We start from the raw sequence: 25,508 nt of genomic DNA, 5'->3' as shown, positions 1-25,508 counted from the left end.
GGATGCGGGACGCGCTGCGCGGCGAGCAGCGGGTCGACCCGGACGTGCTCATCGAGCGCCTCCAGGCGATCCAGCGGTTCCTTTCCGCGGTGGACGGCGACGTGCCCGACGCTCAACTGGTCGCCGCGCACACGGTGGTCGAGCGGGCCGGTGACCGGCTCGCCCTCTCCGGCCGGCACACGGTGGTCGCGCTGGCCGGCGCTACCGGCAGCGGCAAGTCGAGCCTGTTCAACTCGCTGGCCCGGCTCGACCTCTCCCCGGTCGGGGTGCGCCGGCCGACCACCGGCGTCGCGCACGCCTGCGTGTGGGGTCCGCTGGACGGCGCGGTCCGGCTGCTCGACTGGATCGGCGTGCTGCCCCGGCACCGGTTCGTCCGGGAGAGCCCGCTGGACGCCGACGACGAGTCGACGCTGCACGGCCTCGTCCTGCTCGACCTGCCCGACTTCGACTCGGTGCAGCACGGTCACCGGCTGGAGGTCGACCGCCTGCTGGGCCTGGTCGACCTGGTGGTCTGGGTGGTCGACCCGCAGAAGTACGCCGACCGCGTGATCCACACCAGCTATCTGCGCGAGTTCCACAGGCACAAGGACGTCACGGTCGTGGTGCTCAACCAGGCCGACCGGCTGCACCCGACCGAGCTGCCCAAGGTCCTCGAGGATCTGCGCCGGCTGCTCGACGAGGACGGGCTGGGCGGGGTGCCGCTGCTGCCCACGGTAGCGGTCGACCCGAACGGGCTGAGCGGCCTGCGGGCCGAGCTGGAGCGTACGGTCGCCGAACGGCAGGCCGCCCTGCGCCGGCTCTCCGGCGACGTGGACGCCGTGGTGGCCGATCTCGAACCGCTCGTCGGGCCGGAACCGCCGAGCAGCAAACCCGGCGACGCCTCGGCGCAGGAGCTGAACCGGGCGCTGGCCGGGGCGGCCGGGGTGCCGACTGTGGCGGCGGCGGTCGAGGGGGCGTACCGGCACCGGGCCGTCAGCAACACCGGCTGGCCGCTGCTGCGGAGCTGGCGCAAGCTACGACCCGATCCGCTGCGCCGGCTGCACCTGCCCGGGCGGGACCCGGACGCGCCGGCGGAGAGCCTGGTCGCGGCCACCTCCGTACCCGATCCGACGGCCGCGCAGCGCTCGGCGCTGACGCTGGCGATCCGCGCGGTGGCCGACCGGAACGGCGCCGGTCTGCCGGCGCCGTGGCCGGCCGCGGTGACCGCGGCGGCCCGGTCCCGGCAGGCCGACCTGCCGGGCGCGCTCGACCACGCGGTCGCCGCGACCGACCTGGGCATGGACCGCCGGCCGGCCTGGTGGCGGGTGGTCGGCGCGCTTCAGTGGGTGGTCACCCTGGCCGCGCTGGCCGGCCTGGTCTGGCTGCTCCTCGGGTACGCGGTGCGCCTGCTCGGCCTGCCCCCGCTGGAACACCCCACGCTCGGCGTGGTGCCGTGGCCGACGGTCCTGCTGCTCGGTGGCCTGCTGGCCGGGCTGCTGATCGCGGCGCTGACCCGGCCGGTGGTCGGGTGGGCGGCCCGCCGGGCCCGGGCGCGGGCCGAGCGACGCCTGCTCACGTCGGTGGGCAGCGTCGGCGAGAAGTACGTGCTGGACCCGGTGTGGGCGGTGCTGACCCGCTACGGCACGGCCCGGGAGGCGCTGCGCGAAGCCGTGCGGCGCTGAACCCGGCGTGCTGACCGGTGTGGGGGCGGCCCGCGCGGCGTAGGGTCGATGCATGGCCACGCCACAGACCCCCTACGACGCGGTTCTGCACGCCGCGCGCGACGTGACGAGGCTCGACTCGGCCCTGGACGCGGAGATGCTCGGCGCCGCGTTGCTGGGCAGCGTCTACGCCGTCGCGGAGCACGACCGGGAACAGGCCGTCCGCGAGTTCGTCACCGGCTTCCTTGCCGCCACGTCCCGGCGGCGCAGCGCCGCCGCGACCACACTGCGCGCCGTCTTCGCCGCCCTGGTGCCCGACGCCGAGGGCGCCGCCCGGGTCCGGCCCGGCGCGTACGCCCCGACGTGGGCCGGCCAGCTCGGCCGGGTGCACGTCACAGGCGCCTGGGCGTACGGCGACGTGTACGGCGACCAGACGTCCTACCTAGCCACGTTCGCGTACGACGACGAGGAACAGGGCGGGCCCGAGCACGCGCTGGTGGCGCTGGTCGACCACAACATCGGCATCACCAAGGACGTCTTCGTCGGCGGCCCGGCGGCCCGGATCGTGGAGCAGGCCCGGGAGATCTGCACCGAGGACGAGTTCACCTGGTTCCGTACCGAGGACCCGGCCCGGATGCACGCCGAGGTGAGCCGCCACCTGGCGGTCACCGACGACCTCGCCGAGCTGCCCGCACAGGGCTCGCTCGCCACCGACCGGGCGCTCGTGGGCGCACGGCTGGCCGCGCTGCCCGGGCCGACCCCGCCGGCCGGTCCGGCGGTCGTGCCGCCGCCCACCGACGAGGAGCGCACCCGCCTGATACGCGCATTCCTCGACTCGCCCGAGGCGTCCCGGTTCGGCCTGCCCGAGGTCGCCGACGGCGAGCTGGCCTCGCTGCACTTCTGCCTCGGCCTGCTGCTCGACCACGCGGCCAGCTTCCCGGACGCCGACCCGATGCGGTGGAGCCCGATGGTCGCCGAGCTGTTCCTGCTCGACTGGGTGCACCGCCGGGCCGTGCTGGACATGGACGACGCGGCGATGCTGCCCCGGGTGCTGCGCGCCTGGGCGGCGTACGCGGCCCGGCAGCGCGGGCTGTCGCAGTCGGCGTCCGCCCGGACGGACGAGGCGATCACCGAGATGGTCCCGGAGTTCGCGCGGCTCTACAGCACCGGTGAGCGGCGCAGCCCGGCCACCGCGGCGGTCGCCCAGCTGATGGCGGACGGCGTGGACCCGGACGACCCGGAGGCGCTCAACGCCTGGATCGAGGCGAACCGCCACCGCCTGACCGACGACCCGGCCTAGGCAGTCGCACACGCATGATCGGCACCACCTCGGCGAGGTGGCGGCATCACCCCGGCCAGAACCACACCACTACGCCGAAGTGGTGTCGATCATGCGGGCGCCGGCCCTCGGTTGCCCCGCCCCTCGTTGATCCACACCACCCCGGCGAGGTGGTTGTATCAAACCGGCCGGAACCACACCAGCACGGCGTAACGGTGTCGATCATGCGGCCCTGGGTGCCCCGCGCGAGGGGCCTCCCCGAACCTCCTTGATCGACACCACCCCGGCGAAGTGGTGTCGATCATGCGCCTGCCGATGCCCTGACCAGCCGGACCTCGTTGATCCACACCACCTCGGCGAGGTGGCTGCATCAGACCGGCCGGGACCACACCACTACGCCGAAGTGGTGTCGATCATGAGGCGCGGGACACCGATGGGCGGACCAGGCCGGAAGGAGCGGACGCGGCGGACGACCCGGCAGGACCCGACGGCCCAGCAGAACCGGACGGATCGGCAGGACCCGACGGCTCGGCGGGACCGGACGGCTCGGCAGGACCCGACGGCCCAGCGGAACCGGACGGCTCGGCAGGACCCGACGGATCAGCGGGACCGGACGTACCCGATGGGCCGGACGGGTCGGACGAACCTGCCGAGGGCGTCGGCTCGACGGACGTGGCGGACGGCTCGGGGCTGGGGCTCGGCTCGGGCGTCGGCGTACCCGGGTCGGACGGCGGATGCGACGGCGACGGTGAGGGCACCGGCGAGGGGTGCGGCGGGCGGACCGGGGTGGGCCGGACCGGCGTGGACGGTGGCGGCGGCGCGGCCACCGGGCGGGACCGGTGGCGGGCGGCGAGGTCGCTGTCGTCGGGCAGGCTCGGCGCGGCCGGGAGGACGGGCCGCGCCGGGGGTACGGAGGTGACGTCGGGGCTGGGCGTGGACGGCACTGCGGGCTGGGTCGCCTGGGGCGGCGGGATCACCACCGGCCCGATCGAGGGTGTCGGCAGGAACGGGGTGCTGGTGTCGGGGAGCGCGCTGTTGCCCACCGTCGCCGATCCGGTGCTGATGGCGGCGAGGATCGGCATCGACGCGGTGCCGGCGAGCAGCGCCACGGTGAGCAGGTAGCCCCGGCTGGGGGCGCCGGCGCCGGGGGCGCGGTGCGCGCCGACGACCCGGCGGTACGGGGAGGCGGGCAGCGCGCGGTGCCGGCCGAGGAAGGGTGAGCCGGGGGGACCCTCTGGTTCGGACACCGGCACACTCCTCACGCGCGAACGGGGACGGGAGAGCACGCGCGGATATCCGGACAAATGCCGCGCAACAGCTCACCGCAAGCTTGACCCAGTGACGCTCAGTTCACCAGTCGCAACCGCGTGTCGACACACATTTTGTACGTCAGCCGATCCCGCCACTGGGGACAAAGACGGCTATCCGTCATGAAGACGATGGAACCTCACCCACCAAGGAGGCCATACTGTGGGCCCGCTCACCTCCTCTGCAATCATTCAGACACGACGGCAACGCAGCCGCCACCTCCGCGTACCCCGCGGCTGGTGCGGAACGGCGCCGGCGCTCCCGGGCCTGGGTCTGTCCCCGACCGACTCCGGCTCACGCCGCGCGGCAACCCCTACCGGGGTCAGGCGCGGTCGCCAGGGACCGACCCGGCATCAGCCGGGCGGGCGCACGAGGTGCTCGGCTCGGGTAACCCCCGGCGCCGGCGCAGACAGACAGGGAGAGACGGATGGCAAAGGGCGACCCCGGGGCCGCCACCCGCAGCAAGCGGGCCGCACCCCGCACCAGGCGCGCCGCCGCGGCCGGTGAACCGGAACTCGTACAGCTGCTCACGCCGGAAGGTGAGCGGATCGAGACCGCGCTCGGCCCGGACGGGACCGAGTACCGCGTCGACTTCACCGACGAGGAGTACCGCGGGCTCTACCGCGACCTCGTGCTGGTCCGCAAGCTGGACGCCGAGGCCACCGCGCTGCAGCGCCAGGGCGAGCTGGGACTGTGGGCCAGCCTGCTGGGCCAGGAGGCGGCGCAGGTCGGCTCCGGCCGGGCGCTGCGTACGCAGGACATGGCGTTCCCGACCTACCGCGAGCACGGCGTGCTCTACTGCCGCGGCATCGACCCGATCATGCCGCTGGGCCTGTTCCGCGGCGTCGACCAGGGCGGCTGGGACCCGAACGAGTTCAAGTTCAACATGTACACGATCGTGATCGGGGCGCAGACCCTGCACGCGACCGGGTACGCCATGGGTGTCGCCATGGACGGCAAGACCGGCGGCGAGGACGGCGAGGCGGTCATCGCCTACTTCGGTGACGGCGCCACCAGCCAGGGCGACGTCAACGAGTCGTTCGTCTGGGCCAGCGTCTTCAACGCCCCGCTGGTGTTCTTCTGCCAGAACAACCAGTACGCCATTTCCGAGCCGCTGGAGCGGCAGACCCGCGTGCCGCTGTACCGGCGGGCCGGCGGGTTCGGCTTCCCCGGCGTCCGGGTGGACGGCAACGACGTGCTCGCGTCGTACGCGGTGACCCGGCACGCGCTGGACAACGCGCGCAACGGCCAGGGCCCGAGCCTGATCGAGGCGTACACCTACCGGATGGGCGCGCACACCACCTCCGACGACCCGACCCGCTACCGCATCGCCAGCGAGGTCGAGGCGTGGCAGGCGAAGGACCCGATCGCCCGGATGAAGGCGTTCCTGACCAAGCAGAAGATCGCCGACGAGTCGTTCTTCACCGAGGTCGACGAGCAGGCCCGCACCGAGTCGGTGCACCTGCGCGAGCGTGTGCTCGCCATGCCCGACCCGCAGCCGGTGAGCATGTTCGACCACGTCTACCCCAACGGCTCTCCCGAGCTGGACGAGCAGCGGGCCCGGTTCACGCAGTACATGGAGTCCTTCGAGGGGAGCGCGCACTGATGGCCACGGAGACGCTCACCCTCGGCAAGGCACTGAACACCGGCCTGCGGCGGGCCCTGGAGAACGACCCGAAGGTCGTCATCATGGGCGAGGACGTCGGCAAGCTCGGCGGCGTGTTCCGGATCACCGACGGCCTCCAGAAGGACTTCGGCGACCAGCGCGTCATCGACACCCCGCTGGCCGAGTCCGGCATCATCGGCACCGCTGTCGGCCTGGCCATCCGCGGTTTCCGGCCGGTCTGCGAGATCCAGTTCGACGGCTTCGTCTACCCCGCGTACGACCAGATCGTGTCGCAGGTGGCGAAGATGCACTACCGCTCGCAGGGCAAGGTGCGGATCCCGATGGTCATCCGCATCCCGTTCGGCGGCGGCATCGGCGCGGTCGAGCACCACTCCGAGTCGCCCGAGGCGTACTTCGCGCACACCGCCGGTCTCAAGGTGGTGAGCTGCGCGAACCCGCAGGACGCGTACGTGATGATCCAGCAGGCGATCGCGTCGGACGACCCGATCGTGTTCCTGGAGCCGAAGCGGCGCTACTGGGAGAAGGGTCCGGTGGACCTGGACGCGCCGATCGCCGACGCGTACCCCCTGCACTCGGCCCGGGTCGCGCGGCCCGGCACGGACGCGACGGTCCTGGCGTACGGCCCGATGGTGCGCACCGCGCTCGACGCGGCCACCGCCGCCGCCGAGGACGGCCGCGAGCTGGAGGTCATCGACCTGCGCACGATCTCGCCGCTGGACCTGACCGTGGCGTACGAGTCGGTGCGGCGCACCGGCCGCTGCGTGGTCGTGCACGAGGCCCCGGGCAACCTGGGTCTCGGGTCGGAGATCGCGGCCCGGATCACCGAGGAGTGCTTCTACTCCCTGGAGTCCCCGGTGCTGCGGGTGACCGGCTTCGACACCCCCTACCCGGCCGCCCGGGTGGAGGAGGAGTACCTGCCCGACCTGGACCGGGTGCTCGACGCCGTCGACCGCACGTTCGGCTGGTGAGCGGCATGTCCCGGATCAAGGAGTTCAACCTTCCCGACCTGGGCGAAGGCCTGACCGAGGGCGAGATCCTCGCCTGGCTGGTCAAGGTCGGCGACGACATCGAGCTGAACCAGCCGATCGTCGAGGTGGAGACCGCGAAGGCGGCGGTCGAGATCCCGGCGAAGTGGGCCGGCCGGGTGCAGGCGATCTTCCACCCGGAGGGGTCCACTGTCGAGGTCGGCGTGCCGATCATCGCGATCGACACCGACCCGGGCGCCGGGCCGATCGAGGAGTCGACGACCGCGGCCCCCGCGTCGGACCTGCCCGCTCCGTCGGCCGCGTCGCTCGCCGCGGTCCAGGTCGCGCCCGCCGAGGGCATGGTCGAGCCGGGCCTGATCGGTGGTGTCGCCCCGGGTGGGCGTACCGCCGTGCTGGTCGGCTACGGCCCGCGCAACGCCCCGGCCAAGCGCCGCCCGCGCAAGGGTGACGCGCCGGCACCGGCTCAGGCCGCTGCCCCGGTGGCGCCCGCGCCGGTCGCGCCCGCCCCGCCCGCTCCCGCCCCGGCGGTCAACGGCAACGGCCGGGTAAGCGGTCCGGTGCTGGCCAAGCCGCCGGTCCGCAAGCTGGCGAAGGACCTCGGCATCGACCTGGCCACGCTGACCGGCTCGGGTCCGCTCGGCTCGATCACCCGTGAGGACGTACAGCGGGCGGCGACCGCGACCCCGGCGGCGGCCGAGCCGCTGACGGTCACGACGCCGGCCGCGTCGGCCGCGAGCTTCGGCGCGGACCGCGAGCAGCGCATCCCGGTCAAGGGGGTACGCAAGCTCACCGCGGAGAACATGGCCCGCTCGGCGTTCACCGCCCCGCACGTGACGGAGTTCCTGACCGTCGACGTGACCCGGGCGATGAAGGCGCTGGACCGGCTGCGTGACCGGCGGGAGTGGCGCGACGTGCGGGTCTCGCCGCTGCTGCTGGTCGCCAAGGCGGTGCTGCTGGCGGTCAAGCGGCACCCGATGGTCAACTCGACCTGGGCCGGCGACGAGATCGTGGTGAAGGAGTACGTCAACCTCGGCATCGCGGCGGCCACCGAGCGCGGCCTGATCGTGCCGAACATCAAGGACGCCGGGCGGCTCTCGCTGCGCGAGCTGGCGGACGCGATGACGGACCTGGTGCAGACCGCGAAGTCGGGGAGGACGTCCCCGGCGGACATGTCCGGCGGCACGTTCACCATCACCAACGTCGGCGTCTTCGGCGTCGACACCGGTACGCCGATCCTGCCCCCGGGCGAGTCGGCGATCCTCGCCTTCGGCGCGGTACGGGAGCAGCCGTGGGTGCACAAGGGCAAGGTGAAGCCGCGCCTGGTGACCACGCTCGGCCTCTCCTTCGACCACCGCATCATCGACGGTGAGCTGGGCTCGAAGTTCCTCCGCGACATCGGGGACTTCCTGGCCGACCCGGAGGCGGCGCTGCTCGCCTGGACCTGACGCACCACCGCTCCGGTCACGGCCGGTGTGCCACGGGTGAACGCCCGGCACACCGGCCGTAACCGTTTCGGGAACGGAATCATAGGATCTGAGGGCAGGCTGACCTACGATCCTTAGGTACGTGGTTCAGCTCACCTAATAATCGATGGCGATGGGCGGCCTGGTGCGCTTAAATAGAGACATCAAGGGGCTGACAACCGAATAGCCAGGAGGAGAGACCCAAGATGAGCATGATCGAGCGAATCCGCACCCGCCGCGACGCCAACCGCCGCGCCCGCGCCATCGAGCACGCGCTGCGTTCCGCGAACTCGCCCGCGGTCCGCGAGGAGCTTCTCGCCATCGCCCAGCGTCACATGAGCTGACGCCACAGACCTTTCTCACCTCCTCCAGTCCGAAGACCCGCCCGACACCGGGCGGGTCTTCGGCGTATCGGCATCGGTCGGCACCGGGATTCCACCTCGCCGCACCGCCCGGTACGGTTGGCACGGTCGCCAACCGGTGGTTCCGGGCCGACGCGGGCAAGTGAAACCCATCGACGTCGTCCGGTGACTTTCGGTGACGGCCGATGCTCCCCCGGGCGGCTCCGGGCAACCACCGGATACGGTGCGGGGAGCCCGCACGGCCGGTACCCGCCGGCGACGCCGGCAGCCATGCCGACGGTTCCCCGGACCGGCATCGGCGGCCGACCTGTGATGGAGGAGGCGCACCCATGACGTCCGAGGCTCCGCACCGCCCCGGCCAGGAGCCGGGCGAGGTGTCGCCGGGCACCGGCGGACCGGTGCCGTACGGCGATCAGCCGGCGCAGCAGGACAACGGGTACAACGGAGCGCCCGACCTCGGCTGGGCGCCGCCCCCGCCGGCCGGTCGGCCCGCGCAGCCGGCCCCGGCCTGGGCCGCTAACGACGAACAGCCCCCCGCCTGGGCCCCGCCCGCGGGCCAGCCGGTGACCGGCCGGGCCACCGCCCAGGTCCCACCGCCCGCCGACCGTGGGCAGCAGCCCGCCTGGGGCGGCACCGACCAGGGCGCCCCCGCCTGGGCCGGTCCCGCCCAGGGCAGTCCCGTGTGGGGCGCTCAGGAGCAGCCCGGCCCGGACCGCGCCGCCGACCCGGCGCCGCCCGCGTGGGCCGCCACGCCGCCGGGCAGCCCGGTCGAGCCGACGGCGCCGGCCTGGGCCGCCGAGCAGAACCGCCAGGGGTGGGGCTCCGGTGAGCAGCCGGCCCGGTCGCCGTCCGGCGACCCGGCCGCCCGCAGCACCGGTTACGTCCCCGCCCCGGCCACCGTGCCGAACGAGACCTGGGTCACGCCCGCCCCGCCGGACGACCCGCACCGCTCCGGCGGCTTCGCGCCCACCGGTGGGCAGCACGACGACGCCCCGGGACACGCCGGTGGCTGGTCCACCGCCGCGCCGCCGGACGATCCGAACCGCTCCGGCGGCTGGAACCCGCGTGACGAGCAGCCCGCCGCGGCCGACGACCCCGGCCGCTCCGGTGGCTGGACGCCGCGTGAGAGCCAGCCGGCCTGGGCACCTCCGGGTCAGCAGACCGGCGCCACCTGGCCGCCGGCCGACCCGCCCGCCCGTGCCGCCGCCGCGGTCTCGGTGCCCGGCGTCACCCGGCCGGACAACGCGTGGTCCACTCCGGAGCAGTCCGATCAGGACAACCGCTCCGCCGCTGGCGAGGACGACTCGCACCGCTCCGGCGGCTGGCGTCCGACCGGTGGACAGCACGACGGCGGATGGCCCGCCCCGCAGGCCGAGAACCGGCCGGGTGGCTGGGACGAGCCCGCCCGCCCCGACGACCCGGACCGCTCCGGCGGCTGGGCCGCGGGCCGCGCCGCCGGCCCCGCCGAGGCGGCACAGCCGGGCGGCTGGGGTGAGCCGGACCAGGGCCGGCAGCCCGGTGGCTGGGGCGCCCCCGCCGTACCGCAGCAGCGTGACTCCGAGGAGCAGGCCGGCGCCTGGAGCGGCGCCGCGTCCGTGCCGCAGCAGGAGAGCGGCCGGTCGGCCGAGGAGCCGGCACAGCCCAGTTGGGGTGCCGCCGCACCGGTCGATACTCCGGCCCGCGCGAGCGTCTCCGTACCGGCGCCCGACGCCGGCTGGGGCGGCAACCAGAACGACCGCCCGGCCGTACCGGCCGCCGAGCCGTGGTCGCCCGCCGAGGCGTGGGGCCGTTCCGAGGACTCCGCCCCGGCGTACCAGCCCGCTCCCGCGCCGGGCATCTCGCCCGGCAACGCGGTGCCGCTGCCGGCGCAGCAGCAGCGCGTGCCCGGAGCCGCGCTCGCCGCGTCGCCGCCCGCCGACCAGCCGCCCGCGCCGGCCGAACCCCAGGGGTACGAGCCGGAGCGCGGTGACGGCGCGTGGGGCGAGTCGCAGTCGGCCTCCGTGCCCGGCCCGCGTACCTCCCCGGAGGGCGGCCCGGTCTCGGCCAGCGCGTCGGTCCCGGTGACCAGCCGGGTCACCCCGCCGTCCGACCAGCCCCTGCCGACCGGCACCCCGGCGCCGCAGCCCCGGGTGTACGGCCGGCCCGCCCGCCCGGAGCCCGAGGACACGCCCGAGCAGGACGGTCACGGCTTCCCCGAGCAGGACGGGCCGTCCGGATTCGGCCCGGACAACGGCTTCCCCGGCCCGCAGTCCCGGACCGAGGACGCCGACGGGCCGCACGGGTACGCCGCCGTACCGCCGTCCTCGCCGGCCGCGCCGCCGCCGTTCCCGGCCGGTGTGCCGTCCTTCATGGACCCGCCCGCCAACACCCGCCCCGCCAACGGGGTGCACCCGGGCGGCGAGCAGCCCGGCGCGGTCCGGGACCCGTTCGACGGCCCGCAGAGCCCCTACGGCACCCCGGGTGGCAGCCAGGACCCGTTCGGCCCGCCCGGCGGCCATCAGGACCCGTTCGGTGGCCCTCAGGGCGGTCGCCAGGATGCGTTCGGCAGCCCGGCCGGCCGGCCCGAGCCGTTCGGCGGCCAGCCGGACCAGTTCGGCCCGCCGGCCGGTGGGCGCGCCTCCGTCGCGGTGCCCGGCCAGGGCCGGCCGGGCGAGACGAGCCCCTTCCCGGCACAGCAGGCCCCGCCGGCCTGGTCGCAGGACGCGCCGTCCGGTGAGCCGGAGCAGGGCCGGTTCGACGCGTTCAAGCCGGACGCCGCCGAGCCGCAGACCGAGGCGCCCCCGCCGAAGGTACGCAACGGACGGGTGCTGGCCGCCGTACTGATCGCGGCGGTGCTCATCCTCGCCGTACCGCTCGGTCTGCTCACGCTGCTCGGCAAGGTCGGCGACGACAAGCCGGCGGGCTTCGACCCGGCGGTCGGTTCCTGCGTCAAGCAGTCCGGCGAGACCGCCGTTCCCGCCGACTGCGGTGAGCAGGGCGCGTTCAGCGTGGTGTCGAAGGTGGACAACAAGGACAAGTGCGCCGATCTGACGCAGCCCACCGTCTCCGTCGAGAACGGCGGGACCACCCGAGTGCTCTGCCTGAAGCCGGCCGGCCAGTAACCACACGTACGCGGAGCGTCCACCCCTCACCGGGTGGGCGCTCCGCGCCGTTCCGGTGTGCCTCTGTTCACCCCGGGTTCGCCGCGAGCGCACCCGGCCGGTGCGGCACGATGGGGGCATGAGCGCGCGCGTACGGGCACCGGAACTGCGGGGTCGGGCCTGGCTGAACACCGGCGGCAAGGCCGTCACGCTGGCCGACCTGCGCGGCAAGATCGTCTTGTTGGACTTCTGGACCTTCTGCTGCATCAACTGCCTGCACGTGCTGGACGAGTTGCGCCCGCTCGAAGAGAAGTACGGCGACGTCCTGGTCGTGATCGGGGTGCACTCGCCGAAGTTCGAGCACGAGAAGGACCCGGCGGCGCTGGCGGCGGCCGTCGAGCGGTACGGCGTGCACCACCCGGTGCTCGACGACGCCGACATGGACATGTGGCAGCAGTACGCGGCCAAGGCATGGCCGACTCTGGCCGTGGTCGACCCCGAGGGGTACGTGGTCGCCACCATGGCCGGCGAGGGGCACGCCGAAGGGCTGGCGCGGCTGATCGACGAGTTGATCGCCACCCATGAGGCGAAGGGCACGCTGCACCGGGGCGAGGGCCCGTACGTGCCGCCGGCCGAGCCGGACACCGTGCTGCGGTTCCCCGGCAAGGCGCTGCCGCTCGACGGCGGGAACCTGCTGGTCAGCGACTCGGCCCGGCACTCACTGGTCGAGCTGGCCGCCGACGGCGAGACGGTGGTGCGCCGCATCGGCGCCGGTTCCCGGGGCCGTACGGACGGCCCGGCCTCCGCCGCCACGTTCGCCGAGCCGCAGGGGCTCTGCCTGCTGCCGCCGCACGTGGCCGAGGTCGCCGGTTACGACGTGGTCGTCGCGGACACCGTCAACCACCTGCTGCGCGGCGTACGGCTGTCGTCCGGCGAGGTGGTCACGATCGCGGGCACCGGGCGGCAGTGGCGCTCGACCGTCGACGACCACGCGCACGACGCCCGCGCCGTCGACCTGTCGTCCCCGTGGGACGTGGCCTGGTACGGCGATCGGGTGATCGTCGCCATGGCCGGCATCCACCAGCTCTGGTGGTTCGACCCGATCAAGCGGACCGCCGGCATGTACGCCGGGACCACAGTCGAGGCGCTGCGCGACGGCCCGCTGCCGGACGTGTGGATGGCCCAGCCGTCCGGGTTGTCCGTCTCCGTCGACGGGACACGGCTCTGGGTGGCCGACAGCGAGACCAGCGCGATCCGGTGGGTCGAAGGCGGCGTGATGCACACCGCAGTCGGTCAGGGCCTGTTCGACTTCGGGCACGTCGACGGCCCGGCCGACCAGGCGTTGCTCCAGCACCCGCTGGGCGTGTGCGCGCTGCCCGACGGTTCGGTGCTGATCGCCGACACGTACAACGGGGCGGTGCGCCGCTTCGACCCGGAGACCGGCCAGGTGGGCACCGTGGCGGACGGGCTGGCCGAGCCGAGCGACCTGGTGCTGACCGGCGAGGGCGACGTGCTCGTGGTCGAGTCGGCCGCGCACCGGCTGACCCGGCTGGCGCCGGGCGCGCTGACGTCGGCCGGGGCGAACACGGTGGACGGCCCCCGGCACCGGCTGGAGCGCAAGCCGACCGATGTGGCGGCCGGGGAGCTGACCCTGGACGTGATCTTCACGCCGGCGCCGGGGCAGAAGCTCGACGAGACGTACGGGCCGTCGACCCGGCTGGTGGTCTCGGCGTCCCCGCCGGAGCTGCTGGTCGAGGGCGCGGGCACGACCACCGACCTGTCCCGCAAGCTGGTGGTCAGCGGCGACGTGGCGCAGGGGGTGCTGCAGGTGACCGCCCAGGCGGCGACCTGCGACGCCGACGTGGAGCACGCGGCCTGTCACCTGACGCGGCAGGACTGGGGCGTGCCGGTCCGGGTGGTCACCGGCGGCGCGACCCGCGTGCCACTGGTCCTGCGTGGCATGGACGCCTGACAGCGCGTGTTAAGAAGGGGCCCTTCCTCTACCGGAGGCGTTAAGAAGGGGCCCTTCCTTTCACGCGAACGGAGTGAGCGTGACCCCCGCGTCGATGAGCGCGGCGCGGACCAGTTCCGCGCACCGCACCGCGCCGGGCGTGTCCCCGTGCAGGCAGATGGACTCGACCGGGCAGGCGATCACCGTGCCGTCGACGGCGACGAGCGTCTGCTCGACGGCCATCCGTACCGCCCGGACGGCCACCTGCTCCGGGTCGGTCACCAGCGCGTCGGGGGAGCTGCGCGGCACCAGCGTGCCGTTCGGGAGGTAGTTGCGGTCGGCGAACCCCTCGGCCACCACCCGCAGGCCGGCACCGGTGGCGAGCTGCGCGAGCACGCTGCCGGGCTGGCAGAGCACGGGCAGCTCGTGGTCGTACCCGCTGATCGCGGCCACCAGCGCGGCGGCCTGGGCCTCGTCGCGGGCCGCCGCGTGGTAGAGCGCGCCGTGCGGTTTGAGGTAGCGGACCCGGGTGCGGTACAGCCGGCAGAAGGCGTCGAGCGCGCCGAGCTGGTAGATCGTCTCGTCGCGCAGCTCGGCGAAGTCGTACGCGATGTGCCGCCGACCGAAGCCGGCGAGGTCCCGGTAGCCGACCTGCGCGCCGACCGCGACGCCGCGTTCGGCGGCGGCGGCGCAGACCTGGTGCATGGTGGCCGCGTCGCCGGCGTGGAAGCCGCAGGCGACGTTCGCGGAGCTGATCAGGTCGAGCAGCGCGTGGTCGTCGCCGAGCCGCCAGCTTCCGAATCCCTCGCCCAGGTCAGCGTTGAGGTCCATGGAACGTCACCGTAGTGCCTGGCCGGGCCTGGGCGAGCGCTGTCACGTCGTCCACCACTCCGACGACCGGGTAGCCGCCGGTGGTGGGGTGGTCGGCCAGGAAGACCAGCGGCTGGCCGTCCGGCGGGACCTGCACCGCGCCGAGCACCAGGCCCTCGCTGGGCAGTTCGCCGGCGACCGCGCGGGGCAGCGCCGCGCCGGCCAGCCGCGCGCCGACCCGGTTGCTGTCCGGGCTCACCGTGTACGCGGTGCCGCACAGCAGGTCCAGCGCCTGCGGGGTGAACCAGTCCTGCCGGGGGCCGGGGCGCACGGTCAGCCGCAGTTCGTCCGGGACCGGCCGGGTGACGGCGAGGTCGACCGGGGGCGGCGGCCGGTCCGCGGTGCCGAGTGGCAGCCGGTCCCCGTCGCGCAGCGGAGGCGGCCCGAGCCCGGAGAGCGTGTCGGTGGATCGGCTGCCGAGCACCGGTTCGACGGTGATTCCGCCGCTGACCGCCACCCAGGTGCGTACGCCGGCCCGGGCCGGCCCGACGCGCAGCACCGCGCCCGCCGGTAGTGCGAGCGGCAGTCCCACGTCTCCCGGCCGGGTGTCCCCGGCCGGCCACTCGACGACCACGTCGGCCGGGGCACCGGTGAGGGCGAGCGCGACGGCCCGGGTGAAGCGCAGCGCGCAGCCGGTCATGGTGATCTCCAGCCCGGCGGCGTGCTCGTGGTTGCCGACGAGGCGGTTGGCCAGGCGCAGGGCGGCCGGGTCGAGCGCGCCGGAGCGGGGTACGCCGAGGTGCGCCCACCCCGGTCGGCCCTGGTCCTGGACGGTGGTGAGCGCCCCGGCCCGCAGTACCTCGATCACGGCGTGCCGACCAGCCGGACCCGGGTGCCGGGGGTGAGCCGGGCCGGCGGGTCGGCGCGCACGTCGAACAGCGGCAGGTCGGTCCGGCCGACCAGCAGCCAGCCGCCGGGTGACGCGGCGGGGTAGATGCCCGCGTACGGGCCGGCGAGCGCGACCGAGCCGGCCGGCACCCGAGTACGCGGTGTGGCGAGCCGGGGCACTGCCAGCTCGGGCGGCAGCCCGGTCAGGTACGCGAACCCGGGCGCGAATCCGCAGAACGCGACCCGGAACTCGGTACGCCGCAGCCGGTCGATCACGGCGGGCACGTCGGTGTCCCAGTGGGCGGCGACGCGCGGCAGGTCCTCGCCGTCGTACACGACTGGCACCCGGACCTCGGCGGTGGTCGCGCCGGGGCCGCCGGTCCGTGGCCGCCAACCGGCGATCCGGTCGGCGGCGGCCGACGGATCCGGTACGCCGTCGAGCAGTACGGTGACCGCGCCCGGGACGATTTCGGTGGCGGTCAGCTCGCCGCTCGCGCGCCGGTGCCACAGTTCGGCCCGCCATGCCTCGACCTGCTCGGGGTCGTCGCAGTCGAGCAGCAGGGCGTGGGTCCCGACCGGCCGGATCCGCATCCGGTCATCCTCCCGTCGGCTGACGTGACGGTCCACACTACTTGCAAGTAACCTACGCTGTCGTAACCTGTTGACGTGACCACATCCGCACCGTTCCGGCTCCGGCCGGCCGACATCGGGAAGCCGCGCATGCGCGGCTGGCTGCACGCATACGCGTTCTTCGCCGCTCTCGTCTGCGGCATCGTGCTCTGTTCGATCGCCGCCGGCCGTCCCGGCTGGGCGCCGCTGGTGAGCTGCCTGATCTACAGCTTCACCGTGTGCGGGCTGTTCGGCACCAGCGCGCTCTACCACCGGCGGGTCTGGTCCGAACGCGGCTACCAGATCATGCGCCGGATGGACCACTCGATGATCTTCGTGTTCATCGCCGGCACCTACACGCCGTTCTGCGCGCTGCTGCTGGACACCCGGCAGGCCACGATCATGCTGAGCCTGGTCTGGGGCGGCGCGATCGCGGGCGTGGCGGTGAAGCTGATCTGGCCGCACGCGCCGCGCTGGGTCTCCGCCCCGCTCTATCTCGCGCTCGGCTGGGTCGCGGTGGCCATGCTGCCGCAGATCCTGCACTCCGGCGGCGTCACCGCGCTGGTGCTGCTGGCCGTGGGCGGCGCGATCTACAGCGTGGGCGCGGTGTTCTACGCGCTGCGCCGCCCGAACCCGTGGCCCACGGTCTTCGGCCACCACGAGTTCTTCCACGCCTGCACGCTCGTCGCGGCGATCTGCCACCACATCGCGATCTACTTCGCCCTGTTCGCCTGAGCCGAGCCGGCCCCGGACACGCGCGAGGGCCCCGCGCCGTTGCGGGGCCCTCGGGTTCGGGGGCGGGATCAGGCCGGGTAACCCGAGCCCGGACCACGCACCTCGCGGTACTCCTCGCGTACGACGCGGTCCTCCCGCACCGGTGCGACCGGCTCGGCGACGACCCGCTCACGCACCGGCGCGGCCACGACCCGGCGGCGGCTGTTCCAGAAGTACAGCGTGGTGAGCAGGCCGGCGACGCCGGCGAGCATGAGCACCCAGCCCACCACGTTGAGGTTCAGCCATCCCAGATTGGCGTCGACGGCGAACGCGAAGATCGCGCCGAGCGCGATGAGAAAGATGCTGGCACCGATGCCCATGACGTCGCCTCCTTGGCGTCCTGCTGGCGTTTCCTGCCCGCCGCGGCCATGGATGAGGTAGCGGCACACATCGACATACCCAGGCGCTTTGATCGTCAATCAGGCAAGCTGGGCGGTATGACGGACGGCAGGAACGGGCAGCGGACGCTGGTGCTGCTGCGGCACGCCAAGGCCGAGCCGTCCGGGGACCTCCCGGACGTGGAGCGGTCACTCACCGCGCGGGGGCACGCAGACGCGGCCACCGCCGGGGCCTGGCTGGCCCGGCACGGGCTGCTCCCCGATGTGGTGCTCTGCTCGCCCGCCCGGCGTACCCGGCAGACCTGGCACGACGCGGCGATGGGCATGAGCGGTTCGCCGACGGAGAGCGGTCCGGCGGGCTCGGCGCCCGCGGTGCGGTACGAGGCGAGCGCGTACGACGCGCTTCCGGATCAGCTGCTGGAGCTGCTGTGGACCGTCGAGCCGACCGCCGGCACCGTGCTCCTGGTCGCCCACAATCCGGGGATCTCACTGTTGTCGGCGCTGCTCGACCCGCAGCGGGCCGACCCGGACGGGCTGCGGACCAGTGACCTTGTGGTGCACCGGCCGACGACCCGCTGGGCCGACCTCGGGCCGGGAACCGCGCCGATCACCGGCCGCCACACCGCCCGCGCCTGATGCTCACCCGACGCGGGTGTCGTACGCGGCCCGGTTGGCGAGCACGTCGTCCATGTGCGCCTCCGCCCAGGACTTCAGGCCGCGGATCATCTCGTGCAGGGAGAACCCGAGGTCGGTCATCTCGTAGGTGACCGTCACCGGCACTGTCGGCTCGACGGTGCGGGTGATCAGACCGTCGCGCTCCAGGGCGCGCAGCGTCTGGGTGAGCATCTTCTGGCTGACCCCGGGCAGCGTGCGGAACAGCTCGGAGTATCGCCTCGGTCGTGGGTCGCCCGCGCAGTCCGCCCCGAACCGGTGTGAGCCGTCGCTGCGCAGCGCGGCCAGCACGAGTGCGACCCACTTGTCGGTGATCCGGTCGAGCAGTTGCCGGCTGGGGCACCCGGCCAGGAACGCGTCGTACTCGGCCTTGCTCATCTTCTGCTCCTGCCGCCCGGTGAGCTACGCACTTTCAGGTGCCTACTTCCCACGAGAAAGTAACACCCCGATAGTGGAGGGCGGCCGCCGCGACCCGGCGGCGTCGCGTAACGACGAGAGGTACACGCATGGCCCCCACCACCCTTCCCGGCGGCACCTGGACGCTGGGCGACCTGACCGTGACCCGGTTCGGCTACGGCGCGATGCAGCTCGCCGGCCAGTGGGTCATGGGACCACCGGCGGACCACGAGGGCGCCCTCGCGGTGCTGCGCGAGGCGGTCGCGCTCGGCATCACCCACATCGACACCAGCGCGGCGTACGGGCCGTACGTCACCAACCGGCTGATCCGGGAGGCGCTGCACCCGTACCCGGAGTCGCTGCACGTCGTCACCAAGGTCGGCGCGGACCGGGACGAACAGGGCGGCTGGCCCACCGCGCGCGACCCGCGCAGCCTGCGCCGGCAGGTCCGGGAGAACCTGGAGACGCTCGGCCGGGAGAGGCTCGACCTGGTCAACCTGCGGCTCGGCGACGCCACGGGCCCGCAGCCCGGCTCGCTCGCCGAGCCGCTGGAGACGCTCGTCGCGCTCCAGCGGGAGGGCCTGATCCGCCACCTCGGCCTGAGCAACGTGACGCCGGAACAGGTCACCGAGGCACAGGCCATCACGCCCATCGTCTGCGTGCAGAACCACTACAACCTGGCGCACCGCGCAGACGACGACCTGATCGACGAGCTGGCCCGGCAGGGCGTCGCCTACGTGCCGTACTTCCCGCTCGGCGGCTTCACCCCGCTGCAGTCCTCGGCGCTGTCGGCAGTGGCCGCGCGCCTCGGGGCGACACCGATGGGCGTCGCCCTGGCCTGGCTGCTGCGCCGTTCCCCGAACGTCCTGCTGATCCCCGGCACGAAGTCCGTCGCGCACCTGCGCGAGAACGTCGGCGGCGCCGGGCTGGCCCTCTCCGGCGAGGATCTCGCCGAGCTGGACCGGATCGGCCGCTGAGACGCGGCGTCAGGACGGCGGCGCCGTCGGCGGCGGCGGGTCGGGCGGCGGCGGCATCATCGCGGTCGGATGCGAGAGCCGGTTCTCCTCCACGATGAGCGTGCGGGCCCGCTTGCGGCGGTCCTGCCAGAACCACAGCGTGGTCAGCAGGACGCCCAGCCCGGCCAGGATGAAGACCCAGCCGACCGCGCGCAGGTCGATCCACCAGACGTTGGCCCGGATGGCGAAGGTCATGATCGCGCCGAGCGCGATGAGAAAGATGGCGCTACCAATGCCCATGTGCGCTGCACTCCCCCGTGCGATGGCCTTGGGCGTACTCCGGTCGTGGTCCGCGACGGTTACCCGCCACCGGGCCGCCTATCCGCCCGGAGCGCACGCACGACGACGGCCGGCGGGCTGGGGCCCGCCGGCCGTCGTCATGAGGGGGAGAGTGACGCTTCAGGGGTGAAAGCCCCCGGAAGGGCTCAGAAAGCCTCCTCCGGGAGGTCCATGATCTCCAGGTCGGTGCCCTCGATGATCCGCCGGTCCGCGCCGATGCGGGGCAGCACCTCGCGGGCGAAGAACCGGGCGGCGGCGACCTTGCCGGTGTAGAAGGACTTGTCGGCCGCGGAGACCTCGCCGGCCAGCGCCTTCAGCGCCACGTCCGCCTGCTTCTGCAGCAGCCAGCCGACCACCAGGTCGCCGATCGCGAGCAGGAACCGGCGGCTGCTCAGGCCGACCTTGTAGAGGGCGCGGGTGTCGCCACCCTGTGCCTCGCCCAGCCAGCCGGTCATCACGCCGAGGATGTTCTGGATCTCGGCGAGCGCCTTGCCGAGCGCCTGCCGCTCCTCCTTGAGCTGGCCGTTGCCGGCCTCGGAGGTGATGTGCTCCTGGATCTCGGCGGCGACAGCCATCAGGGCCTTGCCGTTGTCCCGGACGATCTTACGGAAGATCAGGTCCAGGCTCTGGATCGCCGTGGTGCCCTCGTACAGGGTGTCGATCTTGGCGTCCCGGACGTACTGCTCCAGCGGGTAGTCCTGGAGGAAGCCGGAGCCGCCGAAGGTCTGCAGCGCCTCGTGCCCGAGCAGCTCGTACGCCCGCTCCGAACCGACGCCCTTGACCAGCGGCAGGAGCAGGTCGTTGACGCGCTTGGCCAGCTTGGTGGCCTTCTCGTCACCGGCCGCCTCGGCGATCGTGACCTTGTCCTGCCAGGTCGCGGTGTAGCAGACGAGCGCGCGCAGGCCCTCGGCGTACGACTTCTGCAGCAGCAGCGAGCGGCGCACGTCCGGGTGGTTGGTGATGGTCACCCGCGGCGCGGTCTTGTCGGCCATCTGGGTGAGGTCGGCGCCCTGCACCCGGTTCTTGGCGTACTCCAGCGCGTTCAGGTAGCCGGTGGAGAGCGTGGCGATCGCCTTGGTGCCGACCAGCATCCGGGCGTACTCGATGATCATGAACATCTGGCGGATGCCGTCGTGCTTCTCACCCAGCAGCCAGCCCTTGGCCGGTACGCCGTGCTCGCCGAAGGTCACCTCGCAGGTGTTCGAGACCTTCAGGCCCATCTTGTGCTCGACGTTGGTGGCGTAGACGCCGTTGCGCTCGCCCAGCTCGCCGGTCTCGGCGTCGAAGTGGTACTTCGGCACGACGAACAGCGACAGGCCCTTGGTGCCCGGGCCACCGACGCCCTCGACGCCGACCGGGCGGGCCAGCACGTAGTGGACGATGTTGTCGCTCAGGTCGTGCTCACCGGAGGTGATGAAGCGCTTCACGCCCTCGATGTGCCACGAGCCGTCCGGCTGCTGGATCGCGCGGGTACGGCCGGCGCCCACGTCCGAGCCGGCGTCCGGCTCGGTGAGGACCATGGTCGAGCCCCACTGCTTGTCGATGAACAGCCGGGCCCACTTCTTCTGCTCCTCGGTGCCCTCGACGTGCAGCACGTGGGCGAAGGACGGGCCGGAGGCGTACATCCAGATCGGGGCGTTGGCGCCGAGCACCAGCTCGGCGAGCGACCACCAGAGGGCGCGCGGGGCGTTGGTGCCGCCCAGGACCTCCGGCAGGTCGAGGCGCCAGAACTCGGAGTCCATGAACGCCTTGTACGACTTCTTGAACGACTCCGGCAGCGGCGCGGTGAACGTCGCCGGGTCGAAGACCGGCGGGTTGCGGTCGCTGTCCGTGTAGCTGGCAGCCAGGTCCTCGCGGGCGAGGCGGTCGACCTCGCCGAGGAAGCTGCGGGCGGTGTCGACGTCCAGGTCCGTGAACGGGGCCTGGCCGAGCGTCCGGTCCGCCCCGAATACCTCGAACAGGTTGAACTCGAGGTCCCGCACGTTGCTCTTGTAGTGGGTCATGCTCGCTGGCCCCGCTTCCGGACAGGTGTTACCGATCAGTAACTCCAGACTGTATTACTCACCGGTAGGCAACGACAAGCGGATCTCGGAAGTGACAGCGATTACACACTTCCCGTTCATCCGTCGGCGGCGCCGACCTCCCAGCTCGGCACCGGCGTCGCGGTGGCGCTGTACGGGCCGGCGTACTCCATCAGGACCAGCGCGATGTCGTCGTCGAGCCGGCCGTGCACCCACTCGACCAGGGCGGTCTCCAGCGAGGCCAGCCCGTCGGCGACGGTGCCGTGGCCGAGCAGCCGCCAGGCCCGGTCGGCGGTGGGGAAGAACTCGCCGTCCCGGCGCGCCTCGCCCAGCCCGTCGGTGAACAGCAGCAGCCGGTCGCCCGGCTCCAGCCGCTCCACGCGCGGCCGGACCACCGGCATGAAGCCGAGCGGCGGCGCGGGCGCGGGCGGCTCCAGCGGGATCACCGCGCCCCGGCGCAGCAGCAACGGCGGCGGGTGCCCGCAGTTGACGATGGTGAGGGTGCCGCCGCGCTCCTCGACCAGCGCCGCGGTGACGAAGTCCTCGTCGCCGACGTTGCGGGCCACCGCGCGGTCCAGGTCGGTCACCACCGCGCGCAGGTCGGCCCGCTCGTACGCGACGTGCCGGTAGGAGCCGAGCACGATGCTGGCCAGGCGGACCGCGTCCAGCCCCTTGCCCCGGACGTCACCGATGATCATGCGGACGCCGTACGGGGTGTCCATCGCCTCGTACAGGTCGCCGCCGATCTCGGCGGTAGCGGTCGAGGAGATGTACCGGGCGGCCACCGCGAGCGTGCCGACCTGCGGTCCGAGCGGGCGCAGCACCGCCTGCTGGGCCACCGAGGCGAGCCGGGACAGCTCCGCGATCCGGTCCACCTGCCGCTGGCGTACCGCCGCCGTGGCCGCGGCGACGACAGTCCCCACCGCGATGGCTGTCACGTTCACGGCGGTCACCAGCGTGGTGCCCCGCTCGGCGAGGGCGAAGGCGACACCGACGGCGGTGGCCAGCCCGCCCATCGCGAGCACCACCCGCCAGGAGGCCAGCGCCGCCGCCAGGAACGGCGCGATGACCATCAGCGCGAGGTAGTGCGCCGGACGGCCGTCGGCCAGTTCCGCCGCGGCGACGATCGCGAGCAGCCCGAGGGCCGCGCCGAGGCCGGCGCGGGATCCGGGGCTCAGCGGGCGACGGCCCGGCTGGAAGGGTTGCGTGCGTACATCGGACAGCATGCCTGATGGACGTGAACGGGAGAATGAACCTGGCCCGTCGGCCGTGGAAGTTCTGGCCGAGTGGACGGTCAGCCGAGGACCTCGTACCGGACCTGGATGTGCCCGAGACCGGTGGCGGCGATGGACGCGAACGCGGCGCGGGACAGGTCCAGGCACCGGCCCTCGATGAACGGGCCCCGGTCGTTGATCCGCACCACCACCGACTTGCCGTTGTCCGGGTTGGTGACCCGGACCTTCGTGTTGAACGGCAGCGTCTTGTGCGCGGCGGTCAGCGCGTTCGGGTTGAACGACTCGCCGTTCGCGGTCATCTGACCCTCGGCGTAGAAGGACGCGCCGCAGGAGCCGCTGTCCACGACCTTCGGGCTGCTGGTCTTCTTCGCCGTCGGCGACGGGGAGGCGGTCCGGGCCTTGCTCCGGGAGGCCGCCTGGGTCCGGCTCGACTTCGGGCTCGCGGTGGCCTTCGGCGACGGGCTGAGGCTCGCGCTCGGCGAGGCCGAGGCGCTCGGCGAGGGGGCCGCCGAGGTGGGGGCGGGCGTGCTGGGCAGCGTCGCGACCGCGACCGGCTCGGCGGGCGGCTCGGCGGAGGTGAGCCGCACGGCGCCGACGGTACCGCCGACCGCGAGCGCCACGCCGACCGCCGCGGTCGCGGCGATGGCGGCGGGCGAGGAGAACTTGCGGGTACGAAGGTGCCTAGCAGCCACCGGCCCGGTCCTTTCGTCAACTGAACAAACCGGCCCGGACCGTAACGAGAGAAGCACTTCCGAAGTCAACGTGATCATGGTGCTATGCCCGTATTTACCCCGGTACGTGTAGCCGATCACGCCACGCTCGATCGGCCGAACGGCCCACCGATCCGCAAGGATGGAAACCGTGCTGAACCGTCGCCTGGTCGAGCTGTTCCGGTGGATCGACCCCGGCCCCGGCAGCACCCACCTGGTCAGCGACACCTCCGGCTGGTGGCGTGACCCCGAGGTGCTCGCCCAGGTCGGCCCGGCGCTGGCCGGGCTCTTTCCGGACGCCCGCCCGACCGTCGTGATCGCGCCCGAGGTGACCGGGCTGCTGCTCGGCCCGCTCGTCGCGGTCGCCGCCGGAGCCGGTTTCCTGCCCGCGTACAAGGACGGCGGCGAGCGACGCCGGGCCGGGCCGACGCGCTGGGCGCAGACACCCCCCGACTACCGGGGCCGGCGGCTGCGGGTCGGCGTGGACAGCAGGCGGCTCGGCACCGGCGACCGGGTGCTGCTCGTCGACGACTGGGTCGACACCGGCGCGCAACTGGACGCGCTGTGCCGGGTCGTCCGGGACGCCGGGGCCGACCTGGTCGGCGCCGCCGCGCTCGTCGCGACCTGCCCGCCCGAGGTCGCCGCGCGGCTGAGGCTGCGCACCCTGCTCACCGGCGCCGACCTGCCGTGAGCCGCCGGCGGTGGCGGAGCGTGCCGTAGCGTCGGCGGCATGTGGCCCCGCATCGGTGGATTGCGCGCACTCGCCCTCGGCACGCCCGGTGAGCTGCGCACCCGGCTCAACACCCTCGTGCTCTCCGGCGTGAAGACCGCCACCGCCGGCCTCGTGCAGGAGTACGACGACGAGAACGAGGAACTGGAGTACGTCGGCGAGCGACTGGTCCTGGTCGACGACAACGACCGGTTCGTCGCCGTCGTGGAGGTGACAGGCGTCGAGGTGGTGCGCTTCGCCGACGTGCCGTGGGACTTCGCCCGCGCCGAGGGCGAGGGCGACAGGTCGATCGAGGAGTGGCGCGAGGGCCACGGCGCCTACTGGGCCCGGCAGGGCACGCCGGTCACCGACGACACCCGGATCGTCTGCCTCCGGTTCCGGGTGGTCTCCACCGAGGGCAGCGTCGGCACCTAACCGGCCCGGCGCAGCTCCGGCAGCAGCGCCGCCGCCTCCACCAGCACCGCCTCGTCGCCCGCGTACCAACTGCTGGCCCGGGGCCAGTGCGTCACCACGTCGGTGAAGCCCAGCCGGGCCGCCCGGGCCACCTGCTCGGCGAAGAAGTCGGCGCTGGTCAGCGAGAACATCGGAGCGGAGTCGAGCGAGAGGTAGCGGTCCAGCGTCGCCGGGTCACGGCCGGCCTGCTCCAGCGTGCGGTCCATCCGCTCGGACAGCTCCGTGACCGTCCGCCACCAGCCCTCCACGTCGTCGCTGCCCTGCCCGATGGTCACCCAGCCCTGCCCGAACCGGGCGGCCAGCCGCATCGAGCGGGGACCGTTCGCGGCCACCACGAACGGCACCCGGGGCTGCTGGACACACCCCGGGTTGTTGCGCGCGTCGACTGCGGTGAACCAGTCCCCGTGCCAGGTCGTGCCGTCCTCCCGCAGGATCGCGTCGAGCAGCTCGATGAACTCGGCGAACCGGTCCACGCGCTGCCGGGGCGGCAGCGTCTCGCCGCCGAGCACCGCCGAGTCGAAGCCGATGCCCCCCGCGCCCAGGCCGAGCAGCACGCGGCCGTCGGACACGTCGTCGAGCGCCGTCACCTGCCGGGCGAACGCCACCGGGTGCCGGAAGTTCGGCGAGGCCACGAGCGTCCCCAGCTTGACCCGGGACGTCACGCCGGCCGCCGCGGTCAGCGTCGTCCACGAGTCGAACCACGGCCCGTCGACCAGGTCACGCCAGCCCAGGTGGTCGTAGGTCCAGGCGTGGTCGAAGCCCCACTCGTCCACCTGGGCCCACCGCCGACGTGCTTCCGACCAGCGCTGGTCAGGCAGGATCACGATGCCGATTCGCATGCCCGCCAGGGTACGACCCGGGTCGGACACTCCGACCCGGGT

Annotated in this window: 24 protein-coding genes; 14 read left to right on the top strand and 10 right to left on the bottom strand. The window is 73.5% G+C overall.

Features of this window, described 5'->3' with window-relative positions:
• Positions 1 to 2 precede the first annotated feature (2 nt).
• The 9 genes from PVK74_RS21780 to PVK74_RS21740 all read left to right on the top strand — a co-directional run bounded on the left by PVK74_RS21780 (position 3) and on the right by PVK74_RS21740 (position 13,717).
• Entirely contained in the window at positions 3 to 1,661 is a 1,659-nt protein-coding gene (locus PVK74_RS21780; protein WP_209964512.1) for a GTPase, read from the top strand.
• Between the two features lie 52 nt (positions 1,662 to 1,713).
• Positions 1,714 to 2,940: a hypothetical protein gene (locus tag PVK74_RS21775; RefSeq protein ID WP_274477099.1), complete on the top strand. Its 1,227-nt coding sequence runs from the start codon at positions 1,714 to 1,716 to the stop codon at positions 2,938 to 2,940.
• A 651-nt stretch (positions 2,941 to 3,591) separates the two neighbouring features.
• Positions 3,592 to 4,041: a hypothetical protein gene (locus PVK74_RS21770; protein ID WP_274477098.1), complete on the top strand. Its 450-nt coding sequence runs from the start codon at positions 3,592 to 3,594 to the stop codon at positions 4,039 to 4,041.
• A 613-nt stretch (positions 4,042 to 4,654) separates the two neighbouring features.
• Positions 4,655 to 5,833 carry a pyruvate dehydrogenase (acetyl-transferring) E1 component subunit alpha gene (gene pdhA, locus PVK74_RS21765; protein ID WP_030500531.1) on the top strand — a complete coding sequence of 393 codons (1,179 nt, stop codon included), beginning with the start codon at positions 4,655 to 4,657 and terminating at the stop codon, positions 5,831 to 5,833.
• Positions 5,833 to 6,822: an alpha-ketoacid dehydrogenase subunit beta gene (locus PVK74_RS21760; protein ID WP_274477097.1), complete on the top strand. Its 990-nt coding sequence runs from the start codon at positions 5,833 to 5,835 to the stop codon at positions 6,820 to 6,822. The genes pdhA and PVK74_RS21760 overlap by 1 nt, the downstream gene beginning before the upstream one ends.
• A 5-nt stretch (positions 6,823 to 6,827) precedes the next feature.
• Positions 6,828 to 8,285, top strand: coding sequence for a dihydrolipoamide acetyltransferase family protein (locus PVK74_RS21755; RefSeq protein ID WP_274479304.1), 1,458 nt, complete (start codon positions 6,828 to 6,830; stop codon positions 8,283 to 8,285).
• A gap of 224 nt (positions 8,286 to 8,509) precedes the next feature.
• Complete coding sequence (locus tag PVK74_RS21750; RefSeq protein WP_013283356.1) at positions 8,510 to 8,647, top strand: hypothetical protein; 138 nt, start codon at positions 8,510 to 8,512, stop codon at positions 8,645 to 8,647.
• 347 nt (positions 8,648 to 8,994) lie between these two features.
• Positions 8,995 to 11,766 carry an LppU/SCO3897 family protein gene (locus PVK74_RS21745; RefSeq protein WP_274477096.1) on the top strand — a complete coding sequence of 924 codons (2,772 nt, stop codon included), beginning with the start codon at positions 8,995 to 8,997 and terminating at the stop codon, positions 11,764 to 11,766.
• 118 nt (positions 11,767 to 11,884) lie between these two features.
• A complete protein-coding gene (locus tag PVK74_RS21740) occupies positions 11,885 to 13,717 on the top strand; it encodes an NHL domain-containing thioredoxin family protein (protein ID WP_166457381.1) in 1,833 nt (610 codons plus the stop codon).
• Positions 13,718 to 13,777: 60 nt separating this feature from the next.
• On the opposite strand, the gene PVK74_RS21735 is transcribed toward PVK74_RS21740, so the two are convergent.
• The 3 genes from PVK74_RS21735 to PVK74_RS21725 are packed head-to-tail and all read right to left on the bottom strand — an operon-like array spanning position 13,778 to position 15,985.
• Complete coding sequence (locus tag PVK74_RS21735; RefSeq protein ID WP_043327589.1) at positions 13,778 to 14,527, bottom strand: LamB/YcsF family protein; 750 nt, start codon at positions 14,525 to 14,527, stop codon at positions 13,778 to 13,780.
• Complete coding sequence (locus PVK74_RS21730; RefSeq protein ID WP_274477095.1) at positions 14,511 to 15,374, bottom strand: 5-oxoprolinase subunit C family protein; 864 nt, start codon at positions 15,372 to 15,374, stop codon at positions 14,511 to 14,513. The genes PVK74_RS21735 and PVK74_RS21730 overlap by 17 nt, the downstream gene beginning before the upstream one ends.
• Positions 15,371 to 15,985 carry a 5-oxoprolinase subunit B family protein gene (locus PVK74_RS21725; protein WP_274477094.1) on the bottom strand — a complete coding sequence of 205 codons (615 nt, stop codon included), beginning with the start codon at positions 15,983 to 15,985 and terminating at the stop codon, positions 15,371 to 15,373. The genes PVK74_RS21730 and PVK74_RS21725 overlap by 4 nt, the downstream gene beginning before the upstream one ends.
• Positions 15,986 to 16,060: 75 nt before the next feature.
• On the opposite strand from PVK74_RS21725, the gene trhA reads away from it, so the two are divergent.
• The gene (gene trhA / locus PVK74_RS21720; RefSeq protein WP_030500524.1) at positions 16,061 to 16,738 is read left to right on the top strand and encodes a PAQR family membrane homeostasis protein TrhA; all 678 of its coding nucleotides are present in this window, start codon (positions 16,061 to 16,063) and stop codon (positions 16,736 to 16,738) included.
• 68 nt (positions 16,739 to 16,806) lie between these two features.
• On the opposite strand, the gene PVK74_RS21715 is transcribed toward trhA, so the two are convergent.
• Positions 16,807 to 17,097, bottom strand: coding sequence for a DUF6458 family protein (locus tag PVK74_RS21715; RefSeq protein WP_030500523.1), 291 nt, complete (start codon positions 17,095 to 17,097; stop codon positions 16,807 to 16,809).
• Positions 17,098 to 17,214: 117 nt separating this feature from the next.
• On the opposite strand from PVK74_RS21715, the gene PVK74_RS21710 reads away from it, so the two are divergent.
• Entirely contained in the window at positions 17,215 to 17,751 is a 537-nt protein-coding gene (locus PVK74_RS21710; protein ID WP_043327592.1) for a SixA phosphatase family protein, read from the top strand.
• 3 nt (positions 17,752 to 17,754) lie between these two features.
• Here the strand turns inward: PVK74_RS21710 and PVK74_RS21705 are convergent, their stop codons facing one another.
• Positions 17,755 to 18,165, bottom strand: coding sequence for a winged helix-turn-helix transcriptional regulator (locus PVK74_RS21705; protein WP_043327593.1), 411 nt, complete (start codon positions 18,163 to 18,165; stop codon positions 17,755 to 17,757).
• 128 nt (positions 18,166 to 18,293) lie between these two features.
• On the opposite strand from PVK74_RS21705, the gene PVK74_RS21700 reads away from it, so the two are divergent.
• Complete coding sequence (locus PVK74_RS21700; RefSeq protein ID WP_209963915.1) at positions 18,294 to 19,160, top strand: aldo/keto reductase family oxidoreductase; 867 nt, start codon at positions 18,294 to 18,296, stop codon at positions 19,158 to 19,160.
• A 9-nt stretch (positions 19,161 to 19,169) separates the two neighbouring features.
• Here PVK74_RS21700 and PVK74_RS21695 read toward each other — a convergent pair whose 3' ends face one another.
• The 4 genes from PVK74_RS21695 to PVK74_RS21680 all read right to left on the bottom strand — a co-directional run bounded on the left by PVK74_RS21695 (position 19,170) and on the right by PVK74_RS21680 (position 23,426).
• On the bottom strand, positions 19,170 to 19,439 hold the full coding sequence (locus tag PVK74_RS21695) for a DUF6458 family protein (RefSeq protein ID WP_013283345.1): 270 nt from the start codon (positions 19,437 to 19,439) through the stop codon (positions 19,170 to 19,172).
• A gap of 185 nt (positions 19,440 to 19,624) precedes the next feature.
• Entirely contained in the window at positions 19,625 to 21,481 is a 1,857-nt protein-coding gene (locus PVK74_RS21690; RefSeq protein WP_274477093.1) for an acyl-CoA dehydrogenase, read from the bottom strand.
• A gap of 116 nt (positions 21,482 to 21,597) precedes the next feature.
• Positions 21,598 to 22,725 (bottom strand): PP2C family protein-serine/threonine phosphatase, encoded by a 1,128-nt coding sequence (locus PVK74_RS21685; RefSeq protein ID WP_043327596.1) that lies wholly within the window; start codon positions 22,723 to 22,725, stop codon positions 21,598 to 21,600.
• Positions 22,726 to 22,793: 68 nt separating this feature from the next.
• Entirely contained in the window at positions 22,794 to 23,426 is a 633-nt protein-coding gene (locus PVK74_RS21680) for a septal ring lytic transglycosylase RlpA family protein (protein WP_069089158.1), read from the bottom strand.
• A 160-nt stretch (positions 23,427 to 23,586) separates the two neighbouring features.
• Between PVK74_RS21680 and PVK74_RS21675 the strand changes: the two genes are divergently transcribed.
• Together PVK74_RS21675 and PVK74_RS21670 are read left to right on the top strand one after the other, a co-directional pair.
• The gene (locus PVK74_RS21675) at positions 23,587 to 24,135 is read left to right on the top strand and encodes a phosphoribosyltransferase family protein (RefSeq protein WP_274477092.1); all 549 of its coding nucleotides are present in this window, start codon (positions 23,587 to 23,589) and stop codon (positions 24,133 to 24,135) included.
• 39 nt (positions 24,136 to 24,174) lie between these two features.
• Positions 24,175 to 24,588 (top strand): ASCH domain-containing protein, encoded by a 414-nt coding sequence (locus PVK74_RS21670; protein WP_187693518.1) that lies wholly within the window; start codon positions 24,175 to 24,177, stop codon positions 24,586 to 24,588.
• Here PVK74_RS21670 and PVK74_RS21665 read toward each other — a convergent pair.
• Positions 24,585 to 25,466, bottom strand: coding sequence for an LLM class flavin-dependent oxidoreductase (locus PVK74_RS21665; RefSeq protein WP_274477091.1), 882 nt, complete (start codon positions 25,464 to 25,466; stop codon positions 24,585 to 24,587). The genes PVK74_RS21670 and PVK74_RS21665 overlap by 4 nt on opposite strands.
• Positions 25,467 to 25,508 lie beyond the last annotated feature (42 nt).

Source organism: Micromonospora chalcea, from assembly GCF_028768405.1.
Classification (GTDB): Bacteria; Actinomycetota; Actinomycetes; order Mycobacteriales; family Micromonosporaceae; genus Micromonospora; species Micromonospora chalcea.
Note: the sequence above shows the minus strand (reverse complement) of the source record. Positions and strands in the feature narration are given on the sequence as shown.